The sequence below is a fragment of the Aestuariivirga sp. genome (assembly GCF_044238155.1).
Lineage (GTDB): Bacteria > Pseudomonadota > Alphaproteobacteria > Rhizobiales > Aestuariivirgaceae > Aestuariivirga.
The window spans coordinates 1-22,247 of sequence record NZ_JBIIDX010000037.1 but is presented as its reverse complement, the minus strand read 5'-3'; the positions used below and the strand labels follow the sequence as shown (position 1 = coordinate 22,247).

22 protein-coding genes are annotated in these 22,247 nt (G+C 63.0%); 10 read left to right on the top strand and 12 right to left on the bottom strand.

Features of this window, described 5'->3' with window-relative positions; translation table 11 throughout:
• On the top strand, positions 1-774 hold a 774-nt coding region (locus ACILRN_RS05740; protein ID WP_395686396.1), incomplete at its 5' end, for a GMC family oxidoreductase.
• Positions 775-792: 18 nt separating this feature from the next.
• On the opposite strand, the gene moaD is transcribed toward ACILRN_RS05740, so the two are convergent.
• From moaD to ACILRN_RS05695, 9 genes are read right to left on the bottom strand one after another with little or no spacing between them, the layout of a single operon-like run.
• Positions 793-1,044 (bottom strand): molybdopterin converting factor subunit 1, encoded by a 252-nt coding sequence (moaD, locus tag ACILRN_RS05735; RefSeq protein WP_395686394.1) that lies wholly within the window; start codon positions 1,042-1,044, stop codon positions 793-795.
• Positions 1,045-1,641 (bottom strand): CDP-diacylglycerol--glycerol-3-phosphate 3-phosphatidyltransferase, encoded by a 597-nt coding sequence (gene pgsA / locus ACILRN_RS05730; RefSeq protein WP_395686392.1) that lies wholly within the window; start codon positions 1,639-1,641, stop codon positions 1,045-1,047.
• Between the two features lie 8 nt (positions 1,642-1,649).
• Entirely contained in the window at positions 1,650-3,515 is a 1,866-nt protein-coding gene (gene uvrC / locus ACILRN_RS05725; RefSeq protein WP_395686390.1) for an excinuclease ABC subunit UvrC, read from the bottom strand.
• 33 nt (positions 3,516-3,548) lie between these two features.
• The gene (folB, locus tag ACILRN_RS05720) at positions 3,549-3,947 is read right to left on the bottom strand and encodes a dihydroneopterin aldolase (RefSeq protein ID WP_395686388.1); all 399 of its coding nucleotides are present in this window, start codon (positions 3,945-3,947) and stop codon (positions 3,549-3,551) included.
• Positions 3,944-4,696: an SDR family oxidoreductase gene (locus tag ACILRN_RS05715; RefSeq protein WP_395686398.1), complete on the bottom strand. Its 753-nt coding sequence runs from the start codon at positions 4,694-4,696 to the stop codon at positions 3,944-3,946. The genes folB and ACILRN_RS05715 overlap by 4 nt, the downstream gene beginning before the upstream one ends.
• Entirely contained in the window at positions 4,696-5,109 is a 414-nt protein-coding gene (locus tag ACILRN_RS05710; protein WP_395686386.1) for a cupin domain-containing protein, read from the bottom strand. Before ACILRN_RS05710 ends, ACILRN_RS05715 begins: the two co-directional genes overlap by 1 nt.
• Positions 5,110-5,120: 11 nt before the next feature.
• Positions 5,121-6,302: a CCA tRNA nucleotidyltransferase gene (locus ACILRN_RS05705; protein WP_395686385.1), complete on the bottom strand. Its 1,182-nt coding sequence runs from the start codon at positions 6,300-6,302 to the stop codon at positions 5,121-5,123.
• Positions 6,299-6,931: a CoA pyrophosphatase gene (locus ACILRN_RS05700; protein WP_395686383.1), complete on the bottom strand. Its 633-nt coding sequence runs from the start codon at positions 6,929-6,931 to the stop codon at positions 6,299-6,301. Before ACILRN_RS05700 ends, ACILRN_RS05705 begins: the two co-directional genes overlap by 4 nt.
• Positions 6,928-7,509 carry a DUF1285 domain-containing protein gene (locus ACILRN_RS05695; protein WP_395686381.1) on the bottom strand — a complete coding sequence of 194 codons (582 nt, stop codon included), beginning with the start codon at positions 7,507-7,509 and terminating at the stop codon, positions 6,928-6,930. Before ACILRN_RS05695 ends, ACILRN_RS05700 begins: the two co-directional genes overlap by 4 nt.
• A 134-nt stretch (positions 7,510-7,643) precedes the next feature.
• Here ACILRN_RS05695 and ACILRN_RS05690 point away from each other — a divergent pair, with 134 nt between their 5' ends.
• The 4 genes from ACILRN_RS05690 to ACILRN_RS05675 are packed head-to-tail and all read left to right on the top strand — an operon-like array spanning position 7,644 to position 14,380.
• The gene (locus ACILRN_RS05690) at positions 7,644-8,642 is read left to right on the top strand and encodes an AAA family ATPase (RefSeq protein ID WP_395686379.1); all 999 of its coding nucleotides are present in this window, start codon (positions 7,644-7,646) and stop codon (positions 8,640-8,642) included.
• Between the two features lie 4 nt (positions 8,643-8,646).
• Entirely contained in the window at positions 8,647-9,525 is an 879-nt protein-coding gene (locus tag ACILRN_RS05685) for a DUF58 domain-containing protein (RefSeq protein WP_395686377.1), read from the top strand.
• A complete protein-coding gene (locus tag ACILRN_RS05680) occupies positions 9,522-12,323 on the top strand; it encodes a DUF4159 domain-containing protein (RefSeq protein ID WP_395686376.1) in 2,802 nt (933 codons plus the stop codon). Before ACILRN_RS05685 ends, ACILRN_RS05680 begins: the two co-directional genes overlap by 4 nt.
• A complete protein-coding gene (locus ACILRN_RS05675; RefSeq protein ID WP_395686374.1) occupies positions 12,320-14,380 on the top strand; it encodes a hypothetical protein in 2,061 nt (686 codons plus the stop codon). Before ACILRN_RS05680 ends, ACILRN_RS05675 begins: the two co-directional genes overlap by 4 nt.
• Here ACILRN_RS05675 and ACILRN_RS05670 read toward each other — a convergent pair.
• On the bottom strand, positions 14,321-14,884 hold the full coding sequence (locus tag ACILRN_RS05670) for a GNAT family N-acetyltransferase (RefSeq protein ID WP_395686372.1): 564 nt from the start codon (positions 14,882-14,884) through the stop codon (positions 14,321-14,323). The two genes, ACILRN_RS05675 and ACILRN_RS05670, sit on opposite strands and share 60 nt — an antisense overlap.
• Before the next feature lie 225 nt (positions 14,885-15,109).
• Between ACILRN_RS05670 and ACILRN_RS05665 the strand changes: the two genes are divergently transcribed.
• The 5 genes from ACILRN_RS05665 (at position 15,110) to ACILRN_RS05645 (ending at position 20,549) form a co-directional block, all read left to right on the top strand.
• Positions 15,110-16,258, top strand: a complete 1,149-nt coding sequence (locus ACILRN_RS05665) for a dATP pyrophosphohydrolase (protein WP_395686370.1) — start codon at positions 15,110-15,112, stop codon at positions 16,256-16,258.
• Positions 16,259-16,290: 32 nt separating this feature from the next.
• Positions 16,291-17,211, top strand: coding sequence for a metallophosphoesterase family protein (locus ACILRN_RS05660; RefSeq protein ID WP_395686368.1), 921 nt, complete (start codon positions 16,291-16,293; stop codon positions 17,209-17,211).
• Between the two features lie 63 nt (positions 17,212-17,274).
• Positions 17,275-18,492, top strand: coding sequence for an LptF/LptG family permease (locus ACILRN_RS05655; protein ID WP_395686367.1), 1,218 nt, complete (start codon positions 17,275-17,277; stop codon positions 18,490-18,492).
• The gene (locus ACILRN_RS05650) at positions 18,489-19,565 is read left to right on the top strand and encodes an LptF/LptG family permease (RefSeq protein WP_395686365.1); all 1,077 of its coding nucleotides are present in this window, start codon (positions 18,489-18,491) and stop codon (positions 19,563-19,565) included. The genes ACILRN_RS05655 and ACILRN_RS05650 overlap by 4 nt, the downstream gene beginning before the upstream one ends.
• 3 nt (positions 19,566-19,568) lie before the next feature.
• A complete protein-coding gene (locus tag ACILRN_RS05645; protein WP_395686363.1) occupies positions 19,569-20,549 on the top strand; it encodes a diacylglycerol/lipid kinase family protein in 981 nt (326 codons plus the stop codon).
• A 262-nt stretch (positions 20,550-20,811) separates the two neighbouring features.
• Here the strand turns inward: ACILRN_RS05645 and spt are convergent, their stop codons facing one another.
• Together spt and ACILRN_RS05635 are read right to left on the bottom strand one after the other, a co-directional pair.
• A complete protein-coding gene (gene spt, locus ACILRN_RS05640; RefSeq protein ID WP_395686361.1) occupies positions 20,812-22,020 on the bottom strand; it encodes a serine palmitoyltransferase in 1,209 nt (402 codons plus the stop codon).
• 4 nt (positions 22,021-22,024) lie between these two features.
• On the bottom strand, positions 22,025-22,247 hold a 223-nt coding region (locus ACILRN_RS05635), incomplete at its 5' end, for an acyl carrier protein (protein ID WP_395686359.1).

Genomic DNA, 22,247 nt, shown 5'->3' with positions numbered 1-22,247 from the left:
GTGATCCTGGCCTGCGGCGCCATTCAGACGCCGCAACTGATGATGGTGTCGGGGCTCGGGCCTGGCAGCGAGTTGCGCGCGCAGGGCATCACGGTTCTCGCCGACCTTCCGCATGTCGGGCGCCACCTGCGCGATCACGTTGCGGCGCCGGTGGTGTGGGAGACCCACGAGGAAGTTTCAGGTTGGGAGATCTGTCCCTTCGAGGCAACCATGATGCTGCAACTCGAACCGGACGCCCCTGCGCCCGACATTCTCTTTCACTTCGGCCTTCGCGTCCGCGAGAAGTATGCCGACCGCGCCCGGCTGGCCACGCCCGGACCAGCCGTGAAGGCCTCGCCCAACGTGACGCGCGCACGAAGCGAGGGCAGCATCCGGCTTGGAGGACCGGCCATGACCGACCAGCCGGTCATCGACCTCAACTATTTTTCAGACCCCTCCGATCTGGCTCTGCTGCTGCGCGCCATGCTGTTCACACGGCAGCTGGGCAAAACACGATCCATGCAGTTGCTCTGCAAACGCGAGGTTCACCCGGGCCCCTCGGTTCAGACCGAGGCTGACTGGACGAGCTATGTGCGTGAGGTCTGTGAAACGGTCTACCACCCCTGTGCCACGGCCGCGATCGGCAAGGTGGTTACGCCCGACCTCAAGGTCATTGGCGTCGATCGACTCTATGTGGCGGATGCCTCGGTATTTCCCTCTCTCATCACCGTCAACATCAACGCCGCCGTGATGATGACTGCGGAGAAAGCGGCAGACCTGGTGGCTGCGGGCTGAGAGGCTAGCGGCGCCGACTCACCCGCCGGTGACCGGCGGAAAGAACGCCACCTCGCGGGCATCGTCGAGGGGTGAGTCCAGCTCCACGTGGAATTGGTCGACGGCCGCGCGGAGAGTGCGCCGCTCTGCAAGGGCTGCGGCAACCGCCGGATCACGCCCGCTCAGGAAGCCGATCAGATCGCTGACGGTCCTCACGGACGGCGGCACCTCGACCTCCTCCATGCTGCGCCCAGCTATCTGCCGGATTCGGGCAAAATAGAGAATCTTCACCTAGTCCACCACATGACGCAGGCCGGCGCGGAAATAGTCATAACCCGTATAGAGCGTCAGTCCCGCCGCGATCCAGAGCAGGGCAATGCCCATCTGGGTGGTGTAAGGCAGGATCGTGTCACCCGCAGGCCCGGCAATCAGGAAACCGATGGATACGAGTTGAACCGTCGTCTTCCACTTGGCAATCCGGGTCACCGGAACCGACACTTGCAACTCGCCCAGATATTCACGAAGTCCCGAAACCAGCACCTCGCGCGAAAGGATGATCATGGCTGCCCAGATGTGCCCGCCGCGGAGGATGTCATCGGCACACAGGACGAGCAGAACCACGGCGACCAGCACCTTGTCGGCGATCGGGTCCAGCATGCGGCCGAGTGATGACTGCTGCTGCCAGCGCCGTGCCAGATAGCCATCGAGAAAGTCGGTGATGGCTGCGATGACATAGATGGCAAGGGCGGTCCAGCGCGCACCGTTTCCGCCCCACAGCAGCAGCCCGGCCACGACGGGCACCGCGACGATGCGCCCATAGGTGAGGAGGTTCGGCAGGTTCCACACCTTCGAATAGGACTGTGTCTTGTCTGATTCGCGTTCAACCATGGGTCTTTTCATTCTGCACCGTCATGGAAGTGGTCGTAAATAGCCTGCGCCAGTGCATGGCTCACGCCATCGACCGCAGCAAGATCGGCCACCGGCGCCCGTGTCACCGCCCGGGCAGAGCCAAATGCCTGCAGCAGGGCCTTCTTTCTCAGCGGGCCAATACCGGGTACTTCGTCGAGCGGGCTGGAGCCGATGGCGCGTGAGCGCCTCGCCCGGTGCGAACCAATCGCAAAGCGGTGCGCCTCATCCCGCAGGCGCTGAATGTAATAGAGAACCGGGTCGCGGCCCTCCAGCATGAATGAGGCCCGGCCCGGCACGTGGAAGTGCTCGCGGCCAGCATCGCGGTCCGGACCCTTGGCGATGCCTGCCACCGGCAGGTCCGCGAGGCCCAGTTCATCAAGCACCGCCTTTGCCGCCGAAAGCTGCCCCTGGCCACCATCAATCAGCACCAGGTCGGGCCAGGCCTGGTCATCGTCCTGCTGCTCTTTCAGGAGACGGGTGAAGCGGCGGGTCAGCACCTCGCGCATCATGGCAAAATCGTCCGAGCCGCTGCTTTCCGACTGGATATTGAACTTCCGATACTGTGACTTCACAAAACCATCGGGCCCTGCGACGATCATCGCACCAACCGGATGCGCGCCCTGGATGTGGGAGTTGTCATAGACCTCAATGCGCTGCGGCGCATCGCCAAGGCCGAATACGCGCTGCACGCCCTCGAGCAGCTTCATCTGCGAAGAACTCTCGGCCAGCTTGCGGCCGAGGGCCTCCCGGGCGTTGCTCAGCGCATGCTCAACCAGAATTTTCTTTTCGCCACGCTGTGGCACCGCCACCTCGACGCGGTGCCCGGCGCGGGTGGAAAGCGCTTCCTCGAGCAGGCTACGCTCCTCGATGTCTTGTGAAAGCAGGACCAGACCGGGCACCGGCTTGTCGTCGTAGAACTGAGCCAGGAAAGACGCGAGGATCTCGGATGCCGCCAGGCCCCTGTCTGCCTTTGGGTAATAGGCTCGGTTACCCCAGTTCTGGAAGGATCGGAAAAAGAAGACCTGGATGCAGCACTGTCCGCCCTCCTGCGCCAGCCCGAACACATCCGCCTCTTCGATACCCTGCGGATTGATGCCCTGCGTCTGGGTGACGAAGCTCATCGCCTGTATACGATCGCGAAAGCTGGCGGCGCGCTCGAAATCAAGCGCCTCGGCGGCGGCCTCCATCTGGCGCGCAAGATCGGCCTTCACCACCTGGCTCTTGCCGGCAAGGAAGGCCTCCGCCTCTGTTGCGAGCTCTTCGTACGCCTCAGGCGAAACATAGTTTACACAGGGCGCTGCACAGCGCTTGATCTGATAGAGAAGGCACGGCCGGGTACGATTGGCATAGACACTGTCCGAGCAGGTGCGGAGCAGAAAGGCCTTCTGCAGCGTGTTGATGGCCCTGTTTACCGCACCAGCCGAGGCAAACGGGCCAAAGTAACTGCCCTTGCGGCTGCGCGCGCCGCGATGTTTGACGAGTTGCGCCACGGGATGATCCCTGGCGATGAGAATGTAGGGAAAGGACTTGTCGTCACGCAGTATGACGTTGAAGCGTGGCTTCAGTTTCTTGATGAGGTTTGCTTCCAGAAGGAGCGCCTCGGCCTCCGTCGCCGTGGTGACGAATTCCATCGCTGTGGTCAGCGATATCATGGTGGCAATGCGCGCCGAGTGCCCGGTGAGCCGGGCATAATTCGATACCCGGCTCTTCAGGTTCCGGGCCTTGCCGACATAGATCACATCACCCTTGGCGTCGAACATGCGGTAGACGCCAGGCTTGCCCGGAAGCCGGGCCACCGCGTCCCGGATCACGGCAGAGCCCGTCTCTTCGACCGCCTCGTCCTCGCCGTTCATCCCGCCCGCTCCTTGCCTGACGACACGGGCAGGCTAGCGCTGCCGCTCGATCTCGACGCCAACGCTCCTCGCATTGGCGAAGATGTCGGGTTTCTCCACCCGGACCCGGGCAGCCCTGACGCGCTTGTCGCGCAGGCAGGCCGCGGCAATCTTGGCGCAGAGCGTCTCAACCAGATTGATATGGCCCTCCGCGATGATGGCCTCGACCTTGCGCACCACGACCTCGTAGGAGACGACGTGGCTGATGTCGTCGTCCAGCGGACCAGCGCCCTCTTCCACCGACAGGTCGATATTGACGATGATGCGCTGGGGTTGGTGCTTCTCATGGTCATGGATGCCGATCAGCGCCTTCATCTCGAGATCGCGCACGAACACATGGCGCAAGCCCGCCGAGGCGTTTGCCACGTGATGGCTGATGATCGGCTTCTTCATTCATTCACCTCGGTCACATCGGGAGTCTGCCAGACCAGATGCTGGCCACCATCCAGCGCGATCATCTGGCCGGTGAGCGACGGCTGGGACAATATGAATTTGACGGCCGCGGAAATCTCCCCAGGCGACGTGCCGCGGCCAAGAAGCGTCAGAGCGGACTGCTTTTCGAACTCCGCCATGTCCATGCGCGCGGACGGCAGGGCCGGGCCGGGCCCGATCGCATTGACGCGGATCATTGGCGCAAGGGCCTGCGCCAGGGTTCGGGTTGCCGTCCACAACCCGGACTTCGATGTCGTATAGGAAAAGAACTTGGGATTCAGCTTCCAGACCCGCTGATCGATGATCGAGATGATGTTGCCTTCCTCACCGGCCGGCAACTGCCGCGCAAAAGCCTGCGAGAGAAAGATGGGGGCACGCAGATTTGTGTCGATGTGCTCGGCCCAGCTCCGGTGGGTGATGCTGCCGACCTCATCCGGCTCAAAGAGAGAGGCATTGTTGATGAGACAGTTAAGGCCTCCCAGCGCGGCCGAGGCTTCGGCAATCAATTGGTCTGGTACATTGGGGTTAGAGAGATCACCCCGCACCACGACGGTCCGCCGGCCGAGTTCGCGGATCTGCCTTGCCACGTCATCGGCCTCGGCGAGAGATTCGTTGCAATGCACGGCCACGTCCCACCCGTCCCGGGCGAGATCGAGCGCCAGCTGACGCCCGATGCGCCGCGCCGAGCCCGTGACGAGGACTGAGTTCATCATGATCTGGCCTTGCCCTTGGCCCGCGTCCGCGCCTTCGTCTCTGGCCCGGTCTCCGGCATCAGGATCACATAGTGCTTGCGCACCGGCTTCACCGTCTCCCAGCTGCCCTTGAAGCCGGCCGGAATGATGAAGGCATCACCTTTCCGAAGCGTCCAGGACTTGCCCTCGTCGTTGGTGAGAACCGCCTTGCCAGAGATGAAATGGCAAAACTCCCATTCCTTGTAGTCGACACGCACCTTGCCGGGGGTTGATTCCCATATGCCGCAATAGAGCCTGTCTGCCTCGCCGGTGAAATGATTCCAAGTGCGCGTGCGGTACTTGCCCGCGATCAGCTTCGTCCGGTCGGGCTTGCCCTTCTCCACGGCGGGCGCCGTCTTGCCCTTCGTCTTCATCACCAGAATATCCGCCATGCCATCCTCCATCACTTCAGTCTGTCGAGCAGGTCCTGGCGCCCGGGCGCGAACCCGGAAGCCATCCACCAGTCTTCAAGTTTGCGCAACGCATCGCCGACGCCCGGCCCGGGCGCCATGCCCATCGCAAGAAGATCCCGCCCCGACACCGGAAAGACAGGTGCCTGCCAATGCTCTGGCAGATCAAACAGTTCCTGCCAGGCGGGATCATCCATGGCCGCGCCAGACCGTGCCCAACCGATGAGCACCATATCACACCAGGCTTGCCTGCCCACTTCATAGAGAATGACGCGCTGCTCCTGTGGCCGCAACCCAGGCTGCGGCGGCGTAAGCGAAACAAGGGCCTCAAGCCGCCGCACCTCGTGGTTGGAGAGCCGCCAGCGGTCTTTCATGGTCAGCGGCTCCCGGGCAAGAATGGCCAGGCGCAGAATCGGATCGGGTGGCAGGCGCGTCAGCACACTCCAGTCTTCCGTATACGGAAGAAGACGGCCGAGAATTCCCGAGGCAGCCATCAACTGAAGGGTTGCGATGGCGCCGGGCGCCACCATCAGCTTGAACATCTCCTGCCGGACACGCTCGGCCGACAGACCATCGAGGTGGGAGGCCGCCGCCACGCAGGCCGCAAGCCCTGCCGCATCCGGATCTCCCTCGCCATAACGGGCATGGAAGCGGAAAAAGCGCAGAATTCGGAGATAGTCCTCGGAAATGCGTTGTGCCGGGCTGCCAACAAAACTCACGCGGCGGCGCAGGATATCGGCATAGCCCCCCACGTAATCGTAGACCGTGCCGCTTGCATCGCAATAGAGCGCATTGATGGTAAAATCCCGGCGCCGGGCGTCCGCCCGCCAGTCATCGGTAAACTGGACAATGGCGCGCCGGCCGTCGGTTTCAACGTCGTGGCGGAGCGTTGTGACCTCAAAGGGCTGATGATCGGCCACCACGGTGAGGGTGCCGTGCGCAATCCCCGTCGGGTGAACGCCAAGGCCTTGAGCCATGCAGGCAGCCGACACCGCCTCCGGCGACAGCGTGGTTGCGAGGTCGACCTCCGTGACAGGCTCCCCCATCAGGGCGTTGCGCACGGCGCCACCTGCAACGCGCGCCTCGCCACCAGCTGCGGCGATAACCTCCAAGATGCGGCGGAGCGGCGGCGCCTGAAGCCAGTCGGCGGCGGCAAGGCTGGGAATAGCGTTCATGATGTCTCGTAGAGAAGCGAATACATGTTGCGGATCATGCCGGCAGTGGCCCCCCAGATATAACGCCCCTGCCAGGGCATCGCATAGTAGAAGCGTTGCCGGCCCTGCCACTCCCGCGCGTGACGTTCATGATGGGCGGGATTCATCAGGAAGGCGAGCGGGACCTCGAAAATCTCGGCCACCTCGGCCTCCTGGGGCACGAGCGCAAAGCCCGGCCGCAGCAGGGCCACCACCGGCATCACACGGTAGTTGGTGCTTGTGAGGTAGGTGTCGAGAAAGCCCAAAGGCTCGACGAAGCCGGAGGTGATGCCGGTCTCCTCTGCCGTTTCACGCAGGGCCGCCTCCACAACGCCCGCATCGGTGTCGTCAATCCGCCCGCCAGGGAAGGCAACCTGGCCCGCATGCCTGGTAAGATGAGGCTGGCGCTGGGTCAGCACCATGTTGAGGCCGCTCGATCGCGGCACCAGCGGAACCAGCACGGCGGCAGGCTTGGGCGCCTCTCCCGCCGGAATGATGCGAGCCTCGGGGTTCAGGTCATCATCACTGCGCCGGTGCTCAACGGGCGGGGCCTGGTGCAGCCGGAGCGGCGCGAGTGACCTCAGCTCCGCCTCATCAAAGCGAGCCGTCACACACCAACTCCGATGTCGCTCGCCTTCTGCATCGCAAAGAACTCGCCCGACGACCAGACACCGAACCAGTCCTCGCAAACCGACCCCGCCGCCACCAGATCATAGAACAATGCCCGCGTGACAAGCGCCTCAAGGCCGGGCCGCACCAGCACGTAAGGCTTCAGACCACCCGTTCCAGCCTCCTCGGCGAAGCGCAATGGATGGCCGGAGCCCACCGTCACACGGTCTTCGACATTGGTTTCGAAGCAGATGGTCTGCGCATCGCCCGTGCCGCTCAACTGCATGCGCACGGCTGTGAAGGGAGCATCCTCAACCTTGATCCCAACACGCTCGACGGGCGTGACGAGGCAATAGCTGCCATCGGGCTCGCGCCGCAGAACCGAGGCAAAAAGCTGCACCAGAGGCTTACGGCCGATCGGCGAATTGAGATAGTACCATGTGCCATCCGCGGCAATGCGCATATCGATGTTGCCGCAAAAGGGCGGATTCCAGAGGTGGACCGGTGGCCGGCCACCAGCCGAACGAGCCTGGCCGAGGCCCTTCAGGGGATTCGCCACATCCTGGTGATCCATCGTCATGGTTTGCTCATAACACAGGACGGGGGGCTGTCACGCCCGCCTCTTTTAGGCCATTCTCCTTTCCGAAACAGATAGTCGTCGACGCCGGCCCTGACGCCGGGCCTCTCCCGCCCTCAAGATCACGAGCGAGACCCATGCCAAGCATCTCCGAAGCCGATCGCAACATCATCCCAGAGATCGAAGCCGCGGCAGCGCGGCTGCAAGAGGTCAGGACGGCCATCGGCAAGGTGATCTTCGGCCAGGACGATGTGATCGAGCAGGCCCTCACCGCAATTCTGGGTGGTGGTCATGCCCTGCTGGTCGGCGCGCCGGGCCTTGCCAAGACGAAGCTTGCCACCACACTTGGACGGGTACTGGGTCTGGCCGAGAAGCGCGTGCAGTTCACCCCGGACCTGATGCCCGCCGACATTCTCGGATCAGAAGTTCTGGAAGAATCCGAGCTGGGCCGCCGAGAATTCCGTTTTCTGCCGGGCCCCGTGTTCTGCCAGCTGATGATGGCGGACGAAATCAACCGTGCCTCGCCGCGCACCCAGTCGGCACTTCTGCAAGCGATGCAGGAACGTCACGTGACGGTGGCAGGCCTGCGCCACGACCTGCCGCGGCCGTTCCACGTGCTGGCCACCCAGAACCCGATCGAACAGGAAGGAACCTATCCGCTGCCCGAAGCACAGCTCGACCGGTTCCTGCTTCAGATTGATGTTCCCTACCCTTCTCTCGATGCCGAACGGCGGATGTTGTTTGCAACGACGGGCGCAGCCGAAGAGGATGTGGGCAACGTGCTGAACGCGGACGAACTCATGGCGGCACAGCGCCTGACGCGGATCGTTCCGGTGGGCGAACAGGTGGCGGAGGCGATCCTTCGGCTGGTGCGCGCCGCGCGCCCCGGCCCGGAGGCGGATGCCTTCATCAACGGCAATGTGGCCTGGGGCCCATCACCGCGCGCCTCGCAGGCGCTGATGCTGGGTGCGCGCGCCAGAGCGCTGCTGCAGGGCCGGCTGTCGCCCTCTTTGGATGATGTGATGGCGCTGCTGGGACCCGTGTTCCGCCACCGCATGGCGCTCAACTTCACGGCCCGTGCCGACGGCCACACTGTTGACGGTGTCATCGAGCGGCTCTCCCGGCTCATCGACTGATCCCATGCCCCAGCACAGCGCCCTCGCACTGGCCGGCCGCGCCTCCGCGCAGACACAGGCACTGCCACCGCTGCTGGTGGAAGCCCAGCGCATTGCCGCCACGGTGATCCTCGGCGAGCATGGCCGCAAGCGCTCGGGACCCGGCGAAGCATTCTGGCAATACCGGCCCTACAGTGCGGGCGATTCAACCCAGCGCATCGACTGGCACAAATCCGCGCGCTCAGACAGGGTGTTCATTCGCGAGAATGAATGGGAGGCCGCCAACACGTTGTGGCTCTGGTGTTCGCCGGCCATATCCATGACCTTCCGTTCACACCTGGCAGCCGTCAGCAAGCTGGAGCGCGCCCGCCTTCTGGCGCTGGCGGCAGGAGCGCTGGCGCTGCGCGGGCAAGAGCAGGTGGGCGGACTCGGAGCGCCGTTTCAACCCGATCATGCACGCTCGCAACTCGTCAAGCTGGCAGGCTGGCTGCTTGCAGGAGATGGCCCCGGCCTGCCAGTGCCGCAACGGCTGCGGCGCTTCTCGCACGCCATGCTGTTTGGCGATTTTCTCGACCCTGTCAGTGACATCGCACACGCCCTGGCGCCGATTGCCGAAGCTGGCGTGAAGGGCCACGTCATTCAGGTCATGGACCCTGCCGAGGAGACACTGCCCTACCAGGGACGGACCGAATTCCAGGACATGGCCGGGCCGCTCAGGTTTCTGTCAGCGCGGGCGGAAACCCTGCGCGGCGCCTATGGCGAGCGGCTGTCCGCCCATCGCGCGGAACTCAGCGCGCTGTGCCGCCGGCTGGGCTGGAGTTTCCTGATCCACCGAACCGACCAGGCGCCGGTGCCCGCGCTGCTTGCACTGCATGCCCTGATCTCCGGAGAGGCTGCACGGTGAGTCTTCTTGGCACCATAAGCTTCACAACGCCGCTCGCTCTTGCGGGCCTCCTGGCGCTGCCGGTCATCTGGTGGCTGCTGCGCTTCACGCCGCCACGGCCCGCGGTGGTTCGCTTTCCTCCGATCCGGCTGCTCATGGACCTGATCAACCGCGAGGAGCAACCGGACAAGACCCCGTGGTGGTTGCTGCTGCTGCGGCTGCTGCTTGCAGGGCTGATCATTCTCGGTGTGTCGCAGCCAGTCTTTGCGCCAGGGCATGTGGCCTCACCCTCGCGCACGGCTATTCTTCTCATTGCCGACGACAGCTGGGCGGCTGCCCCGGACTGGGACAGGCGGCGCGCCATCATGGCAGAGATCCTGGACGCGGCGGCACTGGCAGGGGCACCGGTAACCTTGGCAACCACAACACACACGCTGCGACCGCCTGAGCTTGCTGCCGCTGCCGCCACAGATGTGAAAAATCGCCTTGCTGCCCTGGTGCCGAAGGCTCTGGACCCTGACCGTATCGCCCTGCTGGATCGGCTTCGGGAGGCCTTTGCCACGCAGTCGGCGCTGCGCGTCATCTGGCTGGCGGATGGATTGGACGACGGCAAGGCGGCAGCGTTCGCCTCCGGCCTGTCGGGCCTCGCCCAAGGCCGTGCACAGGTGGAAGCGCTGTTGCCCGAGGCCTCGGACCTGCCGCTGGCACTGACGGCACCTCTCATCGAAACAGGCGCGATCACCGTGAAGGTGTTGCGCGCGCCGGGCGGCCAGGACCAGACAGTCGAGGTGGCCGCGCGCGCCGGCAACGGCCGCAGTCTCGGCGAAACAACACTGCGGCTTGCGGCAGGGGCAACCAATGCAAGTGGATCGATCGAGCTGCCCACCGAACTTCGCAATCAGGCAAGCCGCATCGCCATCTCCGGCCAGGAGCATGCTGCGGCAACCTTCCTGCTCGATGACCGCTGGCGGCGCAAGACGCTGGGCCTCATGTCCGGAACTGCATCCGAAACCGCACAGCCACTTCTGGCGCCGCTCTATTACGTGTCACGCGCGCTCGAGCCCTATGCCGATATCGCGGTACCAGACGATACCGAGGCGCTCAAAGGCCTGCTCGATCAGGGCCTTTCCATGCTGGTGTTGGCCGACATTGGCGTGTTGCCGGCCAATCAGCAGGAGATGATCGCGTCCTGGGTAAACAAGGGTGGCGTGCTGTTGCGATTTGCCGGCCCACGTCTGGCTGGAGCGCAGGATGGCCTCATTCCTGTCCGGTTGCGTGAGGGTGGCCGCTCGCTCGGCAGTGCACTGAGCTGGGAGACGCCTCAGCCCCTCCAGCGCTTCCCCGATACGAGCCCCTTTGCGGGACTGGACAGCGACCCTGGGGTGACCGTGTCGCGGCAGGTGCTGGCCGAACCCGACAGCGAACTGCCAGGCAAGGTGTGGGCGAGCCTTGGTGATGGCACCCCGCTGGTTACGGCCAGCAAACAGGGGAAGGGACTGATCGTCCTGTTTCATGTCACGGCCAATGCCGATTGGTCGAACCTGCCTGTGTCGGGGCTGTTCGTGGAAATGCTCCGGCGGGTGCTTGATCTCGCACCGGCCGCAGGCGGCGGATCAGCCACGACCGCGAGCGCGCCGGACGCCCAGGCCTTTTTGCCCTACCGCACCCTGAACGGCAGCGGCGAACTGATCCCACCCGAGCCCGACATCCAGCCAATTGCAGCCGCATCGATCGACTCGGCAAAGGCAGGGGCAGCAACACCAGCGGGGATCTATCGCCGCGGTCAGCAGGAGCGCGCCCTCAACATTGCTCGCAGCGGCGATCGGCTGGAGCCGATTGGCAATCTGCCCGGCGGCATCACCGTTGCAAGCCTGGCTCCACGCCCGGCTCTGGCCCTCGGGCCTTACGCCTTTGTTCTTGCGATGCTGCTGTTTCTTGCCGACAGCCTTGCCATGCTGCTGATCGGCGGCGGGCTCGCCCGGCTGAGGACGAGCCGCCAGCGCGCAGCGGCACTTGGCGGTGCCGTGCTGATGGTGATGGCGTGCTGGCCGCCATCTCCAAGCCTTGCCCAAAGCGCGGACCAGTTTGCAATGAGCAACGCGCTCCAGACGCGGCTCGCCTATGTCGTCACCGGCGACGCCGAAATCGACAGGATCAGCGAGCAGGGTCTCAAGGGTCTGACCGAAATGCTGAGCGAGCGTACCTCCGTCGAAGCCGGCGATCCCACCGGCATCCACATTGAACATGACGAACTTGTCTTCTTTCCGCTCCTGTATTGGCCAGTGCGGCCTGATTCGACGGTTCCATCCGACGCAGCCCTGGCGCGCATCGATGACTACATGAAGGGTGGCGGCACCATCTTCTTTGACCTGCGCGAGGACGGCGCGGGGCCAGACGCCCTGTCCGGCGGCACCACAGCCTCGGCCGATGCGCTGCGGCGCATCCTCGCCAAGCTTGACATTCCTGCGCTCGAACCGGTGCCGCCCAGTCACGTTCTGACCAAGAGCTTCTACCTGCTCGACCATTTTCCCGGCCGTTACGACGGCGGCAAGCTCTGGGTGGAGGCAGCCGACAGTGCTGGAGCCTCCGCCAACAATGCCGACGGAGTAAGTGGCATCATCATCGGTTCGAATGATTATGCCGCCGCCTGGGCGCTCGATGAGATGGGAGAGCCGCTGTACGCGGTGATCCCGGGTTCAGACCGGCAACGGGAGTTTGCGGTCCGGACGGGGATCAACATCGTCATGTATGCCCTGACAGGCAACTACAAGGCTGATCAGGTGCATGTTCCCGCTCTGCTGGAAAGGCTCGGGCAATGATGTCGTGGAGCATCTCCCTCGCCCCCGCCCTGCCCTGGATGGTGATTGCCGTTCTGGCTGCGGCGGGAGTCCTGCTCGTCGTTCTGCTCGGCCTTGCGCGCGCGCGCGGCAGCCTGCTGCGCGCCCTGGTGCTGCTGCTGCTGCTGGCAGCCTTGGTCAATCCGGTGATCCGCAACGAAACCCGCGAGGAACTGAGCGACATTGCCGTGGCCGTCATTGACCGCTCCCTGAGCCAGCAGAGCGACGAACGCAGGGCGCGAACCGACGCGGCGGCCGAAGCGCTGCGCCAGTCTGTGGCAGGGCTGCCCGGCACCGAACTGCGCGTGGTCGAGGTCACCTCGGGCATCAGCGCGGAGGATGATGGCACCCGGGCATTTGCTGGCCTGAACCAAGCACTTGCAGACATTCCACCGGAGCGTTTTGCCGGGGCAATCATGATCACCGACGGTCAGATCCACGATGCGCCCGAGGAGGCCGCGCGCAGCGGCATCGGCGGACCCGTGCACGGCCTGATCAGCGGATCGCGCAGCGAAAGTGACCGGCGCATCGTGCTGGAGAAGGCACCCCGCTTCGGCATGGTTGGGCAGGAGCAGACCGTCACCTTCCGGGTCGAGGAGACCAATGGACCCGGCACACCCGTGTCGATCACCGTCGTGGCAGGTGGTGCGGAACCCATTGTCGCTGACGTGACCCCGAACCAGTCCGTCAGTTTAAGTGTGCCCATGAGCCACGGCGGGCAAAACATCATTGAAATTGCAGTTCCGCCGCTGGCAGGCGAAATCTCGCTCCAGAACAACCGCGCCGTCACGGTGATCGAGGGCGTACGCGACAGGCTTCGCGTGCTGCTGGTGTCGGGCGAGCCCCACCCTGGCGAGCGGGCGTGGCGCAACCTGCTGAAGGCAGACCCTTCTGTTGACCTCGTTCATTTCACCATTCTGCGGCCACCCGAAAAACAGGATGGAACGCCCACCCGCGAGCTTGCGCTGATCGCGTTTCCCACCCGCGAATTGTTCGTGGACAAGCTTGACCAGTTCGACCTCGTGATCTTCGACCGGTATCGCCGCCAGACCGTTCTGCCAGCTGCCTACATGGCCAATATCGCGCGTTATGTGGCCGAAGGCGGCGCAGTACTGATCGCCTCCGGACCGGACCTCGCCGATGAGGACGGGCTCTACTACACGCCGCTCTCTGACGTCATCGCCGCTGCACCGACCGGCAAGGTTGCCGAGGGGCCCTTCAAGCCCAAACTCACCGAGCAAGGACGCAAACACCCGGTCACACGCGAACTGCCGGGATCCTCCGGTGAAGAGCCCTCCTGGGGGCGGTGGTTCCGTCTGGTCGATACCGATGCCAAGCCGGAGGAAACGGTCATGTCCGGACTTGACGCCCGGCCGCTGCTGGTCCTGTCACGCCAGGGCGATGGGCGCGTGGCGCAACTGCTCTCCGATCAGGGCTGGCTGTGGGCGCGTGGCTATGATGGTGGCGGGCCGCAGACCGAACTGCTGCGCCGGATGGCGCATTGGCTCATGAAGGAACCTGATCTTGAGGAAGAGGCGCTGGGCGGCCGCCAGGCCGGCAAGGACCTGGTGATCGAGCGCCGCACCATGGCAGACACGGCAGAGCCCGTCGTCGTGACCCTGCCGTCCGGCAGGACCGAGACGGTCAAGCTGCGGGAGGCATCACCTGGCCGCTTCCAGGGCGTTCTTCCCGTGACCGAGGCTGGCCTCTACCGGCTGAGCGATGGCAAGCTCATCGCCGTCGCCGCCGCGGGCAGCGCCGATGCCCGCGAGATGTCCTCGCTGATTGCCACCGCTGCGGTGCTGGCCCCTATTGCTGCTGCGACGGGCGGCGGCATGCATTGGCTGCAGGACGCGATGCCACGAGCGGTGAAGGTAGATCCGGGCAGGCCGATGACCGGCGCGGGCTGGATTGGGCTTCGCGCCAACCATGCCTATCGCGTGACCGCGGTGGCCGACACGCCCATCTTTGCCACGCTGTTAAGCCTGGCCGTACTTCTCCTCGGCCTGGGCGCCCTCTGGTATCGCGAGGGCCGCTGAGCGCGGCGCCTGCGCCAGACCAGACACGCCCTGCAGCGCTCCGGGCCGGAGTTCGAGGTAGAGAAACCGATTGGGATCGACCGGGCCGGGCAGCGTCACAAGGCCCGGTGGCAGCCTGCGGAACCCAACCCGTGCATAGTAGGGCTCATCGCCCACCAGCAGCACAAGTCCGTGCCCCTGCTCGCGCGCCCGGGCCAGGCCCTGACGCATCAGTTCAAGCCCGATGCCGAGTTTCTGGCGGTCAGGGTGAACCGCAAGCGGCCCGAGCAACAGCGCCTTGCTCTGCCCTACACCGATTGCGAGCGGCCAGAAACTGATCGAGCCGGCCAGCCGCACGCCTTGATCACGCACCACCAGAGAGAGGCCGGGCACAGGCGTGTTGCCCTCACGCAGCCGGTAGGAAGTCTTGCTGTGGCGGCCTGAACCGAAGCTCAGGTCGAGAAGATGTTCGATTGCAGCGATGTCATCTGGGGCCGTGTCATGGCAGACCAAAGATCCGTTCATGGTAAAAGTTCCAGGTGTTCGATGGACAGAGGGAAGCCTCGACGCGCCCGCACCCGTCAATGGGATGGAGGACCGCAAGGCCGTGTACCGCGCACAATGCGGGCTCCTCGTCGCGAGCGGCCATACACCTTCGTGATCATGGCGGCGCGCATAAACGCTGCACACGGCGGCGTCAAGGCAGACTGGCATGCTTGAGTTCATCCCCGGCAAGGGTTATGCGGGGCCATGGTCCAGAGCGTCAGCATCCGCCCGGTCCGCAGCAAGGCCGACGTCAAGGCCTTTCTCGACGTGCCCTTCGCGCTTTATCGGAGCGACCCGCATTGGGTGGCGCCCCTCCATGTCGAGCGCCAGGAGCACCTCGACCGCCGCAGAAATCCCTATTTCCAACATGCCGAGGCCGAGCTGTTTCTGGCAGTCCGCGATGGGCGGCCCGTCGGGCGCATTTCGGCCCAGCTCTGCTCGCTTCGCACAGCACGCTACCAGGATGGCGTCGGGCAGTTTGGATTTCTCGAGGCTGAGGACGATGCCAGCGTGATGGCTGCTCTCACCGAGGCGGCCGGCTCGTGGCTGCTGGACCGCGGCGCCAGGCACATGCAGGGGCCTTTCAGCTTCTCGATCAATGATGAATCAGGCCTGCTGGTCGAGGGATTTGACACGCCACCGTCGATCATGATGGGTCATGCCCGGCCCTACTATGCAGCGAGACTGACAGAGCTGGGCTTCGGCAAGGCCAAGGACCTCATCGCCTATGGGTTTGCCGACACAGGGACCTTGCCGCGCGGCGTGATGCTAGCTGCTGCAAAGGCGCGCGCCGATCACGACATCCGGATAAGATCCCTCGACAAGAAACGGCTTGCCGCAGAGCTGCGCACCATCGTCGATATCGCCAACGACGCGTGGTCCGACAACTGGGGTTTCGTGCCGTGGACCGAGGCAGAAATGACCGCGCTTGGAAACAACCTGCGCATGTTGGTGAGCGGTGACTATATTGCCATCGTTGAGTATCGCGGAGAGGCCGCGGCCATGGCGGTAAGCCTGCCCAACATCAATGACTGGCTGGCGGGCCTCAACGGCCGGCTTCTGCCCCTCGGATGGGCAAAACTGGCATGGAACCTGTTCAGCAGCCCGCCGCGATCGGTGCGCATTCCTCTGATGGGTGTCCGGCGCAAATTCCATGGCACGGCAGTCGGAGCCGTGCTGGGCATGTCTGCCATCGTGCAGATCAGGGATTTCCATACTCGCCGCGGCACAAGGCAGGCAGAGCTCTCGTGGATCCTCGAAGACAATTTGCCGATGCGAAGCATGATCGAAAGCTTCGGCGGCCGCCCCTACAAGACCTACCGCATCTTCGAGAAGCAACTCGCCCCGCCCTAGAAACATTCACAGCAATTCTGGCTTTTCCGCACGTGTTTACCATCGCGCATTTCTCTGACCTGCATCTCGGTCCACTGCCAAGCGGGGCGGCACGGCGCCATTTTGCGCTGAAGCGGACGCTGGGGGTCATCAACTGGCGCCTGGGCCGCCACCGCCTTCACAACCCGGCAATTGCCCATGCCATCGCTGCGGATATCCGTGCTGCGGCGCCCGATCACGTTGCGCTGACCGGTGACATCGTGAATGTTGCCGCTCATGACGAATTCACCAACGCCGCTCAGTGGATCCGCAGCTTCGGCGAACCTTCATGGATCAGCTTCGTGCCTGGCAACCATGATACCTATGTGCGGATGGACTGGCAGCACGGCCTGTCAGGATTGGCCGGCTATATGGAAGGCGACATGCGGGTAGGCCTGACCCAGACCACCGCGCAGATCCGCACGCCGTTCCCCTATGTACGCCTGCGCCGCAACGTGGCCCTGATCGGCGTTTCAACGGCTGTACCACAACCATTGCACCGTGCATCGGGAGTGCTGGGAGACATTCAGCGACAATCCCTCGCAGCCCTGCTGCCGGACCTGCGCGAACGCGGTTATGCCCGAGTGGTGATGATCCATCATCCGCCACTGCCAGGTCTTGCCAGCCCGCGCCGGGCGCTTATTGACGCGGCACCACTCAAGCACATTCTCGAAACTCACGGCGCTGAACTGATCCTGCACGGCCACAACCACGAAAACATGCAGAACACCCTTGCATCACGCTTCGGCACGGTGCATGTGCTGGGTGTTCCCTCCGCGTCAATGACGGGCCTCAGCCACCATGCCCCGGCTGCCTGGAATCTCTACCGCATTCAGCGCCAAAGCGGAAAATGGGACATAGAGGTAATTACCCGCAGCTTTGATCCGCTGACACGGACTATCGCAACTACCGGCCAATTCCCGCTTTCTTCCTGATCTATGAGTGCGCTAGATTGAAGCCATGATGATTTCCCCGATCCCAGCCGCCTGAGCCTCTCCTTGCTTCCCCTCGTCGACAAGGTCGTGCTGCGCCACGTGTCCCTGCCTCTGGCGGGTGCGCTGGTGATCGGCATGCTCATGCTGCTGGCCGACCGCATGGTCCGACTGCTGGACGTAACGCTTGGAAAGAAAAGTTCCTTTACCGTGGTCTTCGAGATGCTCGCCTATCTGGTGCCGCATTATCTCGGAACCGCGCTGCCGGCGGCCCTGTTCCTTGGACTGCTGCTCGGTTTTGGCCGGATGTCAGCCAACTCCGAGACAGACGCTTTCATGGCATCGGGCATCAGCCTCAACCGGCAGGCAAGACCTGTCATCGTGCTCGGCATTCTCATGAGCCTTCTGTCGTTCGTCATCATGGGATGGTTGCAGCCCTATGCCCGCCATGCCTACCGGGCCATCGTGTTTGATGTACAGAACGTCGATGTGTTCTATCTTGCCGAAGAAGGCGTGTTCATGCAGGCTGGCGATCATACCTTCATCATCGACAAGCTCAACCGCAACAACAACAGCTTTGAGCGTGTCTTCATCTATCAGGATGAAGGCAAGGATGGTTCAGAAACAATTACTGCCCAGCGCGGCTCCCTGATTACAGGCCAGAATGGCCAGCGGCCGACGCTGCGGCTTGAGAATGGGCACCGCCTGTCCTTTGACGCCCCTCCCGCTATCGACGCGCGGCCGCCCGTGCTCGGCTCGACGGCCGAATTCGGGACATCCGACACCCCACTGGGGCGCATTTCAAAAAGTGCCTTTCGGCCACGCGGCGAGGATGAGCGCGAACTGACAATTGCCGAGCTGTTCTTCGCCCTCGACGATCCCCCAGCCAAGTCCAGTCGTGCAGAAGTCTCATCGGAACTCAGCGAGCGGCTTGTCACGGCTGTCAGCATTCTCATTTTGCCCTTTCTTGCCATTCCCTTCACCGTCGGCTCACGCCGAAGTCAGCATGGGTTTCGGACTGCCGTGGCCCTGGCGCTCATCATTGTCTACAATGAAGTCATCCATAAGGGCGCATCGATCTCCAATCACGGAACGGCGTCCCCTTTGCTGACCATGTGGCTGCCTTGCCTCGTGCTGGCAAGCTTCGCAACCTGGCGCTACATGCGCACCTGCTTCACGCTGAGCAACGATCCCTTCAGCATCCTGATTGACCGAGTTGGCGATGCAGTTGGAAGATTGCGCAGGAATGTCCAGCGGCGTTTGGGCTGGGGCACATCGTCATGATGAATACAATCGGCTGGATGCTGAACCGGATGGTCGCAATCAGGTTCCTCGGAATTCTGCTCGGGATCACTGTATTTGTCCTTTCGGTGGAATTGCTGGTGAACGCCAAGGAACTCCAGATGCTCCAGCCGGACGACCCTGGCATCATCGTCAGATACATGATCTTCCGCGCTCCATCGGTCCTTGCCAACTATCTCGTGATATCCCTGCTGCTCGCCATGCTGCTGAGCATGACGGAGCTCAGCTACCGCAATGAAATGTCAGCGATCTGGGCAGCCGGACTTTCTCCTGCCCGTATCGTCATCATGTTGCTGCCCCTGGCGCTGGCGGCGGGCGGCCTGCAATTCGTCCTGTCCAACTCGGCCATCCCGCTCACCACCCCCCAGCTCAGGGACTGGGGCATCGGAGACTATGGCAGTGACAAGCTGAAGGTTGGTGGCGAAGGCCCGATCTGGATGCGAGCAGGCCCAGACATTCTTCGGGCAGGTCGGGCAAACACGCAATCCACCGAACTCGATAAAATCACCATCTTCAGGCGCGATGTAAATGGCCTCTTGCGCGAGCAGATCTACGCTGATCGGGCCTCTCTCTCGGGCAGCAGATGGGTGCTGGAGGATGTGCTGGTCTATTATCGTGACAGTCTGGAGCCATCGCATTTGCCGACACTGATCTATTCCGGAGACCTGAAACCGGCACGGGCCGGAGTAAGGTCCGGGGCTCCTGAGGACATGTCGCTGAATGAACTCTCCTATTTCATTGAGAATCAGGGTTTTGGCATCCGTCCGGTCTGGGTCTACGAAACATGGGCGAACAAGCGTCTGTCGCTCTTCCTGTCGGGTCTGCTGATGGTGGGACTGAGCGTTCCACTCGCCACACGCTTCCGCCGTGGTGGTGGCCTCGGCGTGCTGTTCGCCGCCGGAGTCGGGCTTGGCTTTGCATTTTTCATCGTTGATGGCATATCCCTCACCATGGGCGAGCTCGGCTTTGTTGCGCCCTGGCTGGCTGCCTGGCTGCCGGTCGTGGCCTTCGGCGCGCTGGCAACTACCCTGACCTTGCGAGCCGAAAGGCTCTAGCAGATGGCGAGGGTCAGCACCGCGATCACCAAGCGGGCCGGGCTGATCGTCAATCCGCGCGCAGGGCGTGGAGCAGGCAAGGGCCTGGCGCTAGCCGAGAAGCTGAAGGATGATCCGCTCATCAAGATACTCATTCTCGAGCAATTTGGGCAGCTGGAGTCCGAATTGAGGAAAATGGCAACGGAGGGTGTCACCGATCTCTTCATCAGCTCGGGCGACGGCACCATTCAGGCGATCCTGACCATACTTGCAGAGCACCGGCCATTCAGCACGCCACCTCGTGTGGGCCTTCTGCCTCATGGCACCACCAATCTTTCTGCAAGAGACCTTGGCTTTCGCAACCGATCACTCGATGCACAGGCCGATTTTCTGCGCAAGTGCGAGGCCCTCGATGTCATCACTCGACATACGATACGATGTGCCAACCCCGCTGACGGCATGGTGCGCCACGGCATGTTCGTTGGGACCGGCGCGGTCGCCGAAGCAACCCGCTATTGCCAGACCGCATTCAATGAACAAGGCATGAAGGGCCAGCTGGCCGTCGCCACCACACTCCTGCGCGGTGTGGCCCAGCACTTGCTGTCTGAACCGCAGCCAGGCGACGATACCCGCTTCGACAGACCCTTCGCCATTACCGTCGAAACAGAGGACCAGCGCCTCACAGATGGTCCACAACTCCTGCAGATGTCAACCACACTCTCCCAGTTGGTTCTGGGAGCCCGGCCGTTCTGGGGTGGCGGTCACGGGATGATCCGAACCACAGTCCTTCCCTTTCCCGTTCCATCCGTGCTGCGCTGGATCCTGCCCGTGATGTATGGCGGTGCAAACCGCGCCACACCGCCCGGCGCAGTCAGCTTCCGCTCGGATGAGGTCAAGGTCACCACAAGAACGATGTTCGTGATCGATGGGGAATTTTTCCAGCCACCAGAGAACGAACCGCTACAAATGAATACAGGGCCAAGTTTTTCGTTCATCAAGGGCTAGAGCGAGAACCAGCCTGACTGAACCGCGCAGCCAGAGGAATTTCGCGGTCTGCCATGGAGCACGGCGAAGAGCGCGCTGGTGGCCCGGTCGAGCCATCCGACACCACCACGGAGCGTGAGACCCCGGCCCTCAGGGCTCGCCGGCCACGGGCGTCCGGTTCGTCGCAACCATCTCGAGCACATCCAGCCCTCGTTTTGGGTCGCGCCTGCCAATCCGCACCTGCCCAACCGAACGGCGCCGTTTCGATCAGGTCGGTTTTACTCTAGGCATTTACAGCCTTGAGGCCATGACCCTGGGCGACCACCGCTCCAAACAACTCGATGATACGGTCAATTTCCTCTTCCGTGTGCGCAGCCGATACCGAGCAGCGCAACAGGCAGAGCTTGTTGGGCGTTCCCGGCGGCAGGGCGATGTTGACATAGACACCCGCCTTGAGAAGAGCGTGCCACATGGCCACCGTCGAGAGCTCGTCAGGACATCTGACAGCAACCACGGGACTGACAACGTCACAACCAAGATCAAGACCAAGATCCCGGAATCCTGCAAACAGGCGGCCGGAATTCTCGGCAAGCCGCTTGCGCCGCTGCGGCTCGGCCGCCAGCTTGCGCAGCGCTGCAAGCGATGTCGCGACAGACGCCGGGGACGAGGAGGCAGTAAACATGTAAGGGCGCATGGCGTAGCGCAGAAAATCGAAATATGGGTGATCACCTGCCCCGAACCCGCCAATTGCACCAACACTCTTGGAAAAGGTGCCGACCAGGAAGTCAACGTCCTGCTCGACGCCCGCCTCATCCGCCAGTCCCCGGCCATTGGCCCCCAGCACACCGAAGGAATGTGCCTCGTCAACCAGAAGCTGGAAGCCGTGCTTGCGTTTCACCTCGATGAAGTCAGACAGCGGCGCACGGTCACCCAGCATCGAATAGATGCCCTCCAGCACCACCAGCTTGCCACCATCATCGCCCTCGCCTCGTGTCAGCCGCTTGTCGAGGTCGGCTGCATCATTGTGACGGAAGCGAACAAGCTTGGCGCCTGACAATGTACAGCCGTCATAGATCGAACTATGTGAATCGGCATCGAGGTAGATCGTATCACGCGGGCCCGCCAGCCCCGACATCATGCCAAGATTGGCCTGATAGCCAGTGGTGAACACGATGCAGTGCCGACGACCGAGGAATTTCGCCAGCTCATGCTCAAGCTCGGCGTGCATGGCAAATGACCCATTGGCAATGCGCGAGCCGGTAGTGCCGGTGCCGAATTCCGCCAGAGCCCTCTGACCGGCTGCGATGCAGTCCGGATCGAAGGTGATACCCATGTAATTGTTGGTACCCGCGAGGATCGTTTCCCGGCCGCCGATCATTGCACGTGTGGGCGAGATCATTTCTTCGTTGACCACGCCGATGCCATCAAGGCCGAGAGCGGCGATGCGCTTATGACGCTCGGCGATTCCAGACAGTTTCGCAAGAAGATCCATGGCGCTAACCCTTCTTCACCCGCCCGTCGACGACCTTGGCCAGGTCCTCGATGGTGCGTGTTTCAGACAGCACATTGAGCGGGATCTCGATGTCGAAGTGATCCTCAACCTCCATCACGAAGTCCATGACGGTAACCGAATCGATATTCAGATCAGCCGAAATATCCGTCTTGGGTGACAGGACAGTGCCGTTGCTGTTGAACGGTTCCAGCAGCTTGCAGATCTGG

What these genes read in the sequence shown, in the direction of transcription:
- ACILRN_RS05685 (WP_395686377.1), top strand. Translation starts at nt 8,647, where the DNA reads ATGCCCCAGCACAGCGCCCTCGCACTGGCCGGCCGCGCCTCCGCGCAG.
- ACILRN_RS05645 (WP_395686363.1), top strand. Translation starts at nt 19,569, where the DNA reads ATGGCGAGGGTCAGCACCGCGATCACCAAGCGGGCCGGGCTGATCGTC.
- ACILRN_RS05670 (WP_395686372.1), bottom strand. Translation starts at nt 14,884, where the DNA reads ATGAACGGATCTTTGGTCTGCCATGACACGGCCCCAGATGACATCGCT.
- ACILRN_RS05710 (WP_395686386.1), bottom strand. Translation starts at nt 5,109, where the DNA reads ATGGCGGATATTCTGGTGATGAAGACGAAGGGCAAGACGGCGCCCGCC.
- spt (WP_395686361.1), bottom strand. Translation starts at nt 22,020, where the DNA reads ATGGATCTTCTTGCGAAACTGTCTGGAATCGCCGAGCGTCATAAGCGC.
- uvrC (WP_395686390.1), bottom strand. Translation starts at nt 3,515, where the DNA reads ATGAACGGCGAGGACGAGGCGGTCGAAGAGACGGGCTCTGCCGTGATC.
- folB (WP_395686388.1), bottom strand. Translation starts at nt 3,947, where the DNA reads ATGAAGAAGCCGATCATCAGCCATCACGTGGCAAACGCCTCGGCGGGC.
- ACILRN_RS05715 (WP_395686398.1), bottom strand. Translation starts at nt 4,696, where the DNA reads ATGAACTCAGTCCTCGTCACGGGCTCGGCGCGGCGCATCGGGCGTCAG.
- ACILRN_RS05665 (WP_395686370.1), top strand. Translation starts at nt 15,110, where the DNA reads ATGGTCCAGAGCGTCAGCATCCGCCCGGTCCGCAGCAAGGCCGACGTC.
- ACILRN_RS05650 (WP_395686365.1), top strand. Translation starts at nt 18,489, where the DNA reads ATGATGAATACAATCGGCTGGATGCTGAACCGGATGGTCGCAATCAGG.
- ACILRN_RS05690 (WP_395686379.1), top strand. Translation starts at nt 7,644, where the DNA reads ATGCCAAGCATCTCCGAAGCCGATCGCAACATCATCCCAGAGATCGAA.
- ACILRN_RS05675 (WP_395686374.1), top strand. Translation starts at nt 12,320, where the DNA reads ATGATGTCGTGGAGCATCTCCCTCGCCCCCGCCCTGCCCTGGATGGTG.
- pgsA (WP_395686392.1), bottom strand. Translation starts at nt 1,641, where the DNA reads ATGGTTGAACGCGAATCAGACAAGACACAGTCCTATTCGAAGGTGTGG.
- ACILRN_RS05705 (WP_395686385.1), bottom strand. Translation starts at nt 6,302, where the DNA reads ATGAACGCTATTCCCAGCCTTGCCGCCGCCGACTGGCTTCAGGCGCCG.
- ACILRN_RS05695 (WP_395686381.1), bottom strand. Translation starts at nt 7,509, where the DNA reads ATGACGATGGATCACCAGGATGTGGCGAATCCCCTGAAGGGCCTCGGC.